General features: G+C 63.2%; 5 protein-coding genes and 1 rRNA gene. 5 read left to right on the top strand and 1 reads right to left on the bottom strand.

The window, feature by feature from the left end:
- Nucleotides 1–283: 283 nt before the first annotated feature.
- Genes CSQ95_RS28800 through CSQ95_RS28780 form a run of 5 tightly spaced genes read left to right on the top strand, consistent with a single transcriptional unit; the run spans nucleotide 284 to nucleotide 7,733 of the window.
- A complete protein-coding gene (locus CSQ95_RS28800; RefSeq protein ID WP_099411988.1) occupies nucleotides 284–1,642 on the top strand; it encodes an SWIM zinc finger family protein in 1,359 nt (452 codons plus the stop codon).
- The gene (locus CSQ95_RS28795) at nucleotides 1,639–3,234 is read left to right on the top strand and encodes a DUF5691 domain-containing protein (RefSeq protein WP_099411987.1); all 1,596 of its coding nucleotides are present in this window, start codon (nucleotides 1,639–1,641) and stop codon (nucleotides 3,232–3,234) included. Before CSQ95_RS28800 ends, CSQ95_RS28795 begins: the two co-directional genes overlap by 4 nt.
- A gap of 8 nt (nucleotides 3,235–3,242) precedes the next feature.
- Nucleotides 3,243–4,325: an AAA family ATPase gene (locus tag CSQ95_RS28790; RefSeq protein ID WP_218963666.1), complete on the top strand. Its 1,083-nt coding sequence runs from the start codon at nucleotides 3,243–3,245 to the stop codon at nucleotides 4,323–4,325.
- A gap of 16 nt (nucleotides 4,326–4,341) precedes the next feature.
- On the top strand, nucleotides 4,342–6,567 hold the full coding sequence (locus CSQ95_RS28785; protein ID WP_099411985.1) for a DUF5682 family protein: 2,226 nt from the start codon (nucleotides 4,342–4,344) through the stop codon (nucleotides 6,565–6,567).
- Entirely contained in the window at nucleotides 6,564–7,733 is a 1,170-nt protein-coding gene (locus CSQ95_RS28780; RefSeq protein ID WP_099411984.1) for a VWA domain-containing protein, read from the top strand. Before CSQ95_RS28785 ends, CSQ95_RS28780 begins: the two co-directional genes overlap by 4 nt.
- 135 nt (nucleotides 7,734–7,868) lie before the next feature.
- Here the strand turns inward: CSQ95_RS28780 and rrf are convergent.
- Nucleotides 7,869–7,981, bottom strand: a 5S ribosomal RNA gene (gene rrf / locus CSQ95_RS28775).
- Nucleotides 7,982–7,988: the final 7 nt, after the last annotated feature.

The raw sequence follows: 7,988 nt of genomic DNA, 5'->3' as shown, positions 1-7,988 counted from the left end.
AGGAAGAGTATGAAGCATTTCACTACATCCGTCAACTCCTTCTTTTACTACTCATCGCCGTTTCCGGTGATCCTCAACTGCCGCATTTGACTGCGTCTCATTGGGGAGGCGAACTATAGCAAAGCGCTCCGGTGGAAGCAAGGCTTTCTCCGCAATACATGCAATCATTTTTCAATTCCCCGGCAATAATTAATATAAAAGTCAGCTTTCAAACGTACGACGTCTCATTCATGGTTAAATACATCACCCTGACCATTTGACAATTTACCTGTAGGTTCGCTTTGTGCTCCTGAATACCGATCAAATTCTCTCCCTGGCACCCGATGCCAGTTCCGCCAAGGCAGGTAGCCAACTGGCCTCTCCCGCCAAATGGGATAAGCTGGGCCGCTCGGAGACGGCCACCTGGGGCGAATGCAAGGGTAGCGGCAAGGATCCCTACCGCACCCAGATCGACCTGGGCGAACCTGCCTTCAAATGCTCCTGCCCCAGCCGTAAGTTTCCATGCAAGCATGGACTTGCCTTGTATCTGCTCCTGACGCAAGACAAGGCCTTGTTCGCAGCAGCGGAAGCGCCCCCATGGGTCAGCGATTGGCTGCGCGACCGCCAGCAGCGTGCCGAGAAAAAACGCTCTGGCGCATCGGAGCAGCCGGCCGCGCAAACGGAAGAGCAATCCGCCGCAAGCGCCGCCACCAACCTGAAGCGCGCGGAAAAACGCGAAAACAAGGTGGCCAGCGGCCTGGCCGCACTGCACACCTGGTTGCATGACCTGGAACGCGAGGGCCTGGCCACCGTGCGCGACCGCGGCCCCGCATACTGGGAAGCCATGGCCGCCCGTCTGGTCGACGCCCAGGCCGCCGGCCTGGCCGGCCGCATCCGGCGCGCCGGCAAACTGTGCTTTCAAAGCGGCGTGCAAGACTGGAGCCAGCAACTGGGGCGGGAACTGGCCGCTATATATATGCTTGGCGATGCCTACGCCAGGCTGGAAACGCTCTCGCCCAACCTGCAACACGAGGTGCGGACCCACATCGGCTGGACCACCAGCAGCGACGATGTGCTGGCCCTGGCCGGCGTCACCGATTGCTGGCAAGTACTTTCACAACAGCACAGCGAGGAAGACCGCATACGCACGCGCGCCACATGGCTGCGCGGCGCGCGCAGTGGCCGCTGGGCACTGCTGCTGCATTTTGCTGCCGGTCCACAAGGCTTCGAACAGGCGATCAGCGTCGGCACGCAATTTGAAGGCGAACTCTGCTTTTACCCCGGCGCCTGTCCGCTGCGCGCGCTGATCCGCGAGCCAGGTACGACGCTGCCGCTATCGACGTTCCCGACCGAGCAGCCATCCTTCTTGGCCGCAATGGAGTCCTATGCCGACGCGCTGGCGGCGCAGCCATTCCTCGAGCGCTATCCGCTGGCCTTGTCCGGCATGACGGCAAGCATGGAAGACGCCGGCTTGCTGCTGCGCTGTCCCGATGGACGGCCCCTGCCCGTGAACGCATCGTTCCGCCATGCCTGGCACTTGCTGGCAGTCAGCGGCGGCCACCCCGTCACCTTGGCGGGCGAATGGGATGGCCGCGCCTTCGCGCCCTGGAGCGTATGGGCCGACGGCCGCCTGTATAACTTTGAAAGCGATTTTTGCGCATGAGCAAACTCGACGCCGCCCTGCAGATGGGCAGTTCCCGGGCCAAGATTGCCTTCGAAGCAGAATTGCCGGAAGACTTGCGCCCCCTGCTTGCGGACGATGCCGGCGAAGGCAGGCTCTGGCGTGCCATCGGCGCACTCGAACTGTGGACGCGCGCTGGCTACCTCCCGCCCGCTGCCGTGCCAGCCACAGCGATCTCCAGCACCGATACGCAAGAAGATGCGTTGCAGGCTTGCCCGCCCCGTGCGGAAGCCATGTTGGCGCATCTGCTGCGGGACAGCCATCCGCCATTGCGTGGCGAATGGCTGCGCCTTGCCGCTTTGCACCACTGCCGCATTCCGGCCCGCCTGCTGCCCAGGATGCTGGAAGCGGGCAGCAGCCAGCAGGCGCTGCGGCCTGCCATCGTGACCGTGCTGGGTGCGCGCGGCCACTGGCTGGCCCGGCAACATGCGCAATGGACGTGGGCGAGCGGCACGCCTGGCAATGGTGATGACGACATCGCGGCGCAGTGGGAAGCGGGCACGCTCGCACAACGCATGCTGGCCTTGCGCCAGTTGCGGGCACGCGATCCCGCCGCAGCCTTACAGTGCCTGCAGGCAAGCTGGAGCCAGGAATCGCCCGAAGACCGCGCGATGCTCCTGCCCTGTTTGAGCGTATCGCTGAGCCTGGCCGATGAAGCTTTTCTGGAGGCGGCGCTGGACGACCGCCGCAAGGAAGTCAGGCTGCAGGCGCAGCAGCTGTTGCGCACCTTGCCCGGCTGCGCGCTGCAGCAGCGCATGCAGGAACGGCTGGCGCCATTGCTCCATCTGCAACGGCGCAAACTGTTTCCTGACAGCCTAGACGTCGCGCTGCCCGCCGCCAGCGACAAATCCATGCTGCGCGATGGCATCGGCGCGCAAGGCTGGCCGCAACTGGGCGAGAAAGCAGGCTGGCTGGCCGATATGATGGCATCGCTGTCGCCGCTGCACTGGAGTGAACTGTTTGACAAGTCTCCCGCACAGTGCCTGAAGTTGGCGCTCAGCAATGAGTTCCACGGCGCCCTGGTGCTGGGATGGAGCAACGCCCTGCTGCGACACATGCACGCCGGAACGACCACGCCGGCCGCAGCCGCGGCACTGGGCGACTGGCTGCAGGCGCTGACCTTGCTCTGGCTGGCGACGGATGGCGTGCGCGTACACTATGCGCGCGATTTTTTCTCCGCCTATGGCGCATTACCGGCCGCCGACGTGCATTCCCGGCTTGCTCAGCTGGTCGACGCCTGCGGCCCCACGTGGGGCGACCAGCAATTGCCACTGCTGGGCGTGCTGGCCGACGCCGCGCGCGCCTCGCCTGCGCCCTGGCCAGCCACCCTGTCGCTGGCTGTGATGCAGCGCCTGCGCGCCGGCCTGTCCACATTTTCGGTACCTGCCTGGCACTTCAAGCCGACGCTCGAAGCATTTGCGCAAGTACTCGATCCGGCCGCCATGGCTGCCTGCGAAGCAGGCTGGCCGACCGGATCGCCGACATGGGCCAGCTGGCAGGCACCCGTCGACGACATGTTCAGCGTGATCCGTTTCAGGCATGCCTTATCACTCTCTTTTCAGGAGCAAATTTGATGTCCAGCATTACCAACATTCTTCGCCAGCATGCTGAAAACCAGTTCGCCACGGAACTGGAAGCCTTGATCGCTGCCGACACCCGGCAGCGCCCGCCACGCTGGAAGATGTCGCCATGGGCAGTCTCCAAGTATTTGCTGGGCGGCAAGCTCGACAACGGCGTCGAAATCACGCCCAAGTACATCGGCAATGCGCGCGTGATCGAAATCGCCGTCGCTACCCTGGCCACGGATCGCGCCCTGCTGCTGCTGGGCGTGCCGGGCACGGCCAAGTCCTGGGTCTCGGAACACCTGGCCGCCGCCATCAGCGGCGACTCGACCATGATCGTGCAGGGTACGGCCGGCACCAGCGAAGAGGCACTGCGTTATGGCTGGAATTACGCGCACCTGCTGGCGAAGGGGCCATCGCTCGATGCAGTCGTGCCCAGCCCCCTCATGCGCGCCATGCGCGAAGGAAAAATTGCCCGTATCGAAGAACTCACGCGCATCCCCGGCGAAGTGCAAGACAGCCTGATTACCATCCTGTCGGAGAAAATGCTGCCGATCGCCGAGCTTGATGAAGAAGTGCTGGCGCAAAAAGGCTTCAATGTGATCGCCACCGCGAATGACCGCGACCGCGGCGTGAATGAATTGTCGAGCGCACTGAAACGGCGCTTCAACACCGTCGTGCTGCCGTCACCCCGCACGGCCGATGAAGAAGTGCGTATCGTGGAAACCCGCGTTGCCAGCCTGGGGCGCGCCCTGGAATTGCCCGGTGAAGCGCCGGCACTGGAAGAAATACGCCGCATCGTGACCGTCTTCCGCGAATTGCGCGAAGGCGTGACGGCCGATGGCAAGACCAAGCTGAAAGGTTCCAGTGCCAGCATGAGCACGGCGGAAGCCATTTCCGTGATCACGCACGGTATGTCGCTGGCGGCCCACTTTGGCGATGGCGTGCTGCGCGGCGCCGACCTGGCGGCCGGCATGGTGGGCGCCATCGTCAAAGACCCGGTGCAAGACCGCATCGTCATGCTGGAATACCTGGAAACAGTGGTCAAGGAGCGCGATGGCTGGAAAGACCTGTATCGCGCTTGCCGCGACGTCATGAATTGAATCCCGACAGGCAACGATGAGCATTCACCTTTTCGGCATCCGCCACCATGGTCCCGGCTGCGCACGCAGCCTGGTCCGGGCGCTGGAAGCCTTGCAGCCGGACTGCATCCTGATCGAGGGACCGCCCGAAGCGGACGAGCTGATACGCTACGCAGGCGACGCGGACCTGTGCCCGCCCGTGGCGCTGCTCGTGTATGCACCGGCCGAGCCGCGGCGCGCCGTCATGTATCCGTTTGCGGAATTCTCGCCGGAATGGCAAGCCATGCGCTTTGCCCAGGCGCATGGCACCCCCGTGCGCTTTTGCGACCTGCCGCAAGCGCATCGCCTGGCTGAGATTGCGGGCGGGAAAGACGCCGAAGCCGACACGCCCGCAAGCGACGAGGACATGCATGCGGACCCGCTGAGCTGGCTGGCCAGTGCCGCCGGCTTTGGCGACACCGAAACCTGGTGGGACCACCTGGTCGAGCAGCGCGGCGACAGCCTGGACTTGTTTGCGGCCATTGCCGAAATGATGGACGTGGTGCGCAGCGAAATCGCACTGCCGCCAAATACGCTGGAAAGCCGTCGCGAAGCCTATATGCGCAGCATGATACGCCAGGCGGAAAAGCAGGGACACCAGCGCATTGCCGTCGTTTGCGGCGCTTATCACGTTCCCGCGCTCAAGCAGATGCCCAGCGCCAAGAGTGATGCGGAACTGCTCAAGGGTTTGCCAAAAATCAAACTGGCAGCCACCTGGACGCCGTGGAGCTATGGCCGACTGACGTTTCGCAGCGGCTATGGCGCCGGGGTCGAAGCGCCAGGCTGGTATCACCATCTGTGGCAACGGCCTGAGCAGGCGGGACTGTACTGGTTGACCGATGTCGCCACGCTGTTGCGCAAGCATGATCTCGATGCGTCGCCGGCCCACACCATCGAAGCCTTGCGCCTCGCCGATACGCTGGCCGCCATGCGCGAGCGTTCGCGTGCCGGCCTGAGCGAATTGCAGGACGCCGTACGCTCCGTCTATTGCTACGACAGCGAACTGCCGCTGCGCCTGATCGCCTCGGCGCTGCTGATCAACGAACGCCTGGGCCAGGTGCCGGCCAGCGTACCAACCTTGCCCCTGGTGCAGGATGTGCAAGCGCTGCAGAAACGCTTGCGCCTGCCGGTGCGTGCCGATGCGAGCGAACTCGCCCTGGATCTGCGTGAAACGGCGCACCTGGAAAAGAGCGTCTTGCTGCACCGCCTAGCCCTGCTGGACATCAGCTGGGGACGCCGCCTGCGCGTACATGGGAAAAGCGGCACCTTCCACGAACAGTGGCAACTTGCGTGGGAACCGGAATTTGCCGTCAAGCTGATCGAAGCAAGCCTGTGGGGCAGTACAGTGGCCGATGCCGCCACCGCATGCGCACTCAGCCGCGCGGCCAGCGCCGAGACCTTGCCGCAACTGACGGCGCTGGTGGAAGAGATCCTGCTGGCCGATTTGCAAGGCGCCATCGATGGCGTCATGCGGCGCATGCAGGAAGTGAGCGCGACGACGCCGGACCTCGGCTATATGCTGGCGGCCCTGCCGCCACTGGTCAACGTCATGCGTTACGGCAGCGTGCGCGGCACAGATACCAGCGCCCTGTCCAGCATACTCGACGGCCTGGTCATGCGCACCTGCATTGCCCTGCCTGCCGGCGTGCGCGCCCTGGCAGACGAGGCGGCGGCGGCGCTCATGCAGACGCTGGTCGGCGCCGACCAGGCCATCCGCCTTGCGCAACGGGCCGATTACCAGGCAAGCTGGTTCGCGGCGCTGGAACAGGCGGCCTTGTACGACGCCACGCACGCACTGCTGGCCGGGCGCTGCACGCGCGCCCTCAACGAGCAGGGCCACTGGAGGATGGAGAGGACGGCAAGCGAGCTGGCCTTGCGCTGCTCCCATGCGCTGCCACCCTTGAGCAGCGCCCATTGGCTGGAAGGCTTTTTGCATGGCAGCGGCACTTTATTGATACACAATGACGAATTGTGGCGCCTGATCGATGCCTGGCTGGCCGGCCTGGCGGCCGATACCTTCATCGAACTGCTGCCCTTGCTACGCCGCACTTTCGGCAGCTTTGCCGCACCCGAGAAGCGCCAGTTATCGGAACGCGCCAGCCAGGGCGGCGGCACGCAGGTTCCGCTATCGGCAAGCATGCCACTGGACGAAACACGGGCGCGGCGCATCTTGCCCACCTTACGATTATTGCTGGTTTCCACGCCGGCGCAGGAGCATGCATGAACGATGCAATCAAGACCGGTGAAGCCGCGCGCCGCTGGCGTATGGTATTGGGCAAAACCGATCAACAGGACGAGATCGCCTTGAGCCAGGCTGACCTGGCCATGGACCGCACGCTGGAATCCGTCTACGGCCAGGGAGCGGCGGGTGGACGCGGCGGGAACTTGTCGGCGTCGGCGCCGAATGTGGCGCGCTGGCTTGGCGACATCCGTCAGTATTTTCCCTCCTCCGTCGTGCAAGTCATGCAGAAAGATGCACTCGAACGCCTGGGCTTGCAGCAAATGCTGCTGGAGCCGGAACTGCTGCAAGCGGTGGAAGCGGACGTGCATCTGGTCGCCACCCTGCTCAGCCTGAACGGCATCATGCCAAACAAGACCAAAGCTACGGCGCGCCAAGTGGTCAGCCGGGTCGTGCAAGAACTGGAACGCAAGCTGGCTGCGCCGCTGCGCCAGGCCGTGGCAGGTAGCCTGAGCCGTGCCGTACGCAATATGCGGCCGCGCCACAATGAAATCGACTGGCTGCGCACGATACGTGCCAATCTTAAACATTACCAGCCGGACTATCGGACGATCGTACCGGCTACCCGCATCGGCTTCGGGCGCAAAGGACAGTCGCTGCGCGACATCGTGCTGTGTATCGATCAGAGCGGCTCGATGGCGCCATCCGTAGTATATGCCAGCGTATTTGCCGCAGTATTGGCCAGCATCAAAGCTGTCTCCACATCGGTGGTGGTGTTTGATACGGCAGTGGTCGACCTGACGCCATTGCTGGCCGATCCCGTTGACATGCTGTTCGGCACGCAATTGGGCGGCGGCACGGATATCAATCGTGCGCTCGCGTATTGCCAGGGTGTGGTGACGCGTCCGCAAGAGACGATTTTTGTGCTGATCAGCGATCTGTATGAAGGAGGCAATAACAAGGAAATGCTGGCGCGGGCAGCCAGTTTGCTGGCCAGCGGCGTACAAGTCATCGTCTTGCTGGCCCTGGATGACAATGGCGCACCCTCGTATGACCATCACAACGCGGCCCGGCTCGCAGCCATGGGCGCGCCCTGCTTCGCCTGCACTCCCGATCTGTTTCCAGATCTCATGGCCTCGGCCATCAAGCGTAACGATATGATGCAATGGGCTGCCCAGGCAGGCATTAACGTTATCGGCGGCAGCGAATAGCTGCTGATGGCAGAACGCACAAAGGCAGCGCGCAGCGCTGCTTTTTTTACGCCCATCTGATGGCAAGACAAACCAGCAGACGAAAAAAAACCCCACCGGAGTCCGGCGGGGTTTTTCTCTTACTACGTATAACAAGCCTGACGATAACCTACTTTCACACTGGTTGCAGCACTATCATCGGCGCAAAGTTGTTTCACGGTCCTGTTCGGGATGGGAAGGGGTGGGACCAACTTGCTATGGTCATCAGGCATAACT

This window comes from Janthinobacterium sp. BJB304 (genome assembly GCF_002735765.1).
In the GTDB taxonomy this organism is placed as follows: Bacteria; Pseudomonadota; Gammaproteobacteria; order Burkholderiales; family Burkholderiaceae_D; genus Janthinobacterium.
The sequence above is the reverse complement of the archived record's forward strand: the minus strand, read 5'-3'. Positions and strand labels throughout refer to the sequence as shown.

Excerpts from the sequence above, each read along its gene's own strand:
- CSQ95_RS28785 (WP_099411985.1), top strand. The coding sequence starts at position 4,342 with ATGAGCATTCACCTTTTCGGCATCCGCCACCATGGTCCCGGCTGCGCA.
- CSQ95_RS28780 (WP_099411984.1), top strand. The coding sequence starts at position 6,564 with ATGAACGATGCAATCAAGACCGGTGAAGCCGCGCGCCGCTGGCGTATG.
- CSQ95_RS28795 (WP_099411987.1), top strand. The coding sequence starts at position 1,639 with ATGAGCAAACTCGACGCCGCCCTGCAGATGGGCAGTTCCCGGGCCAAG.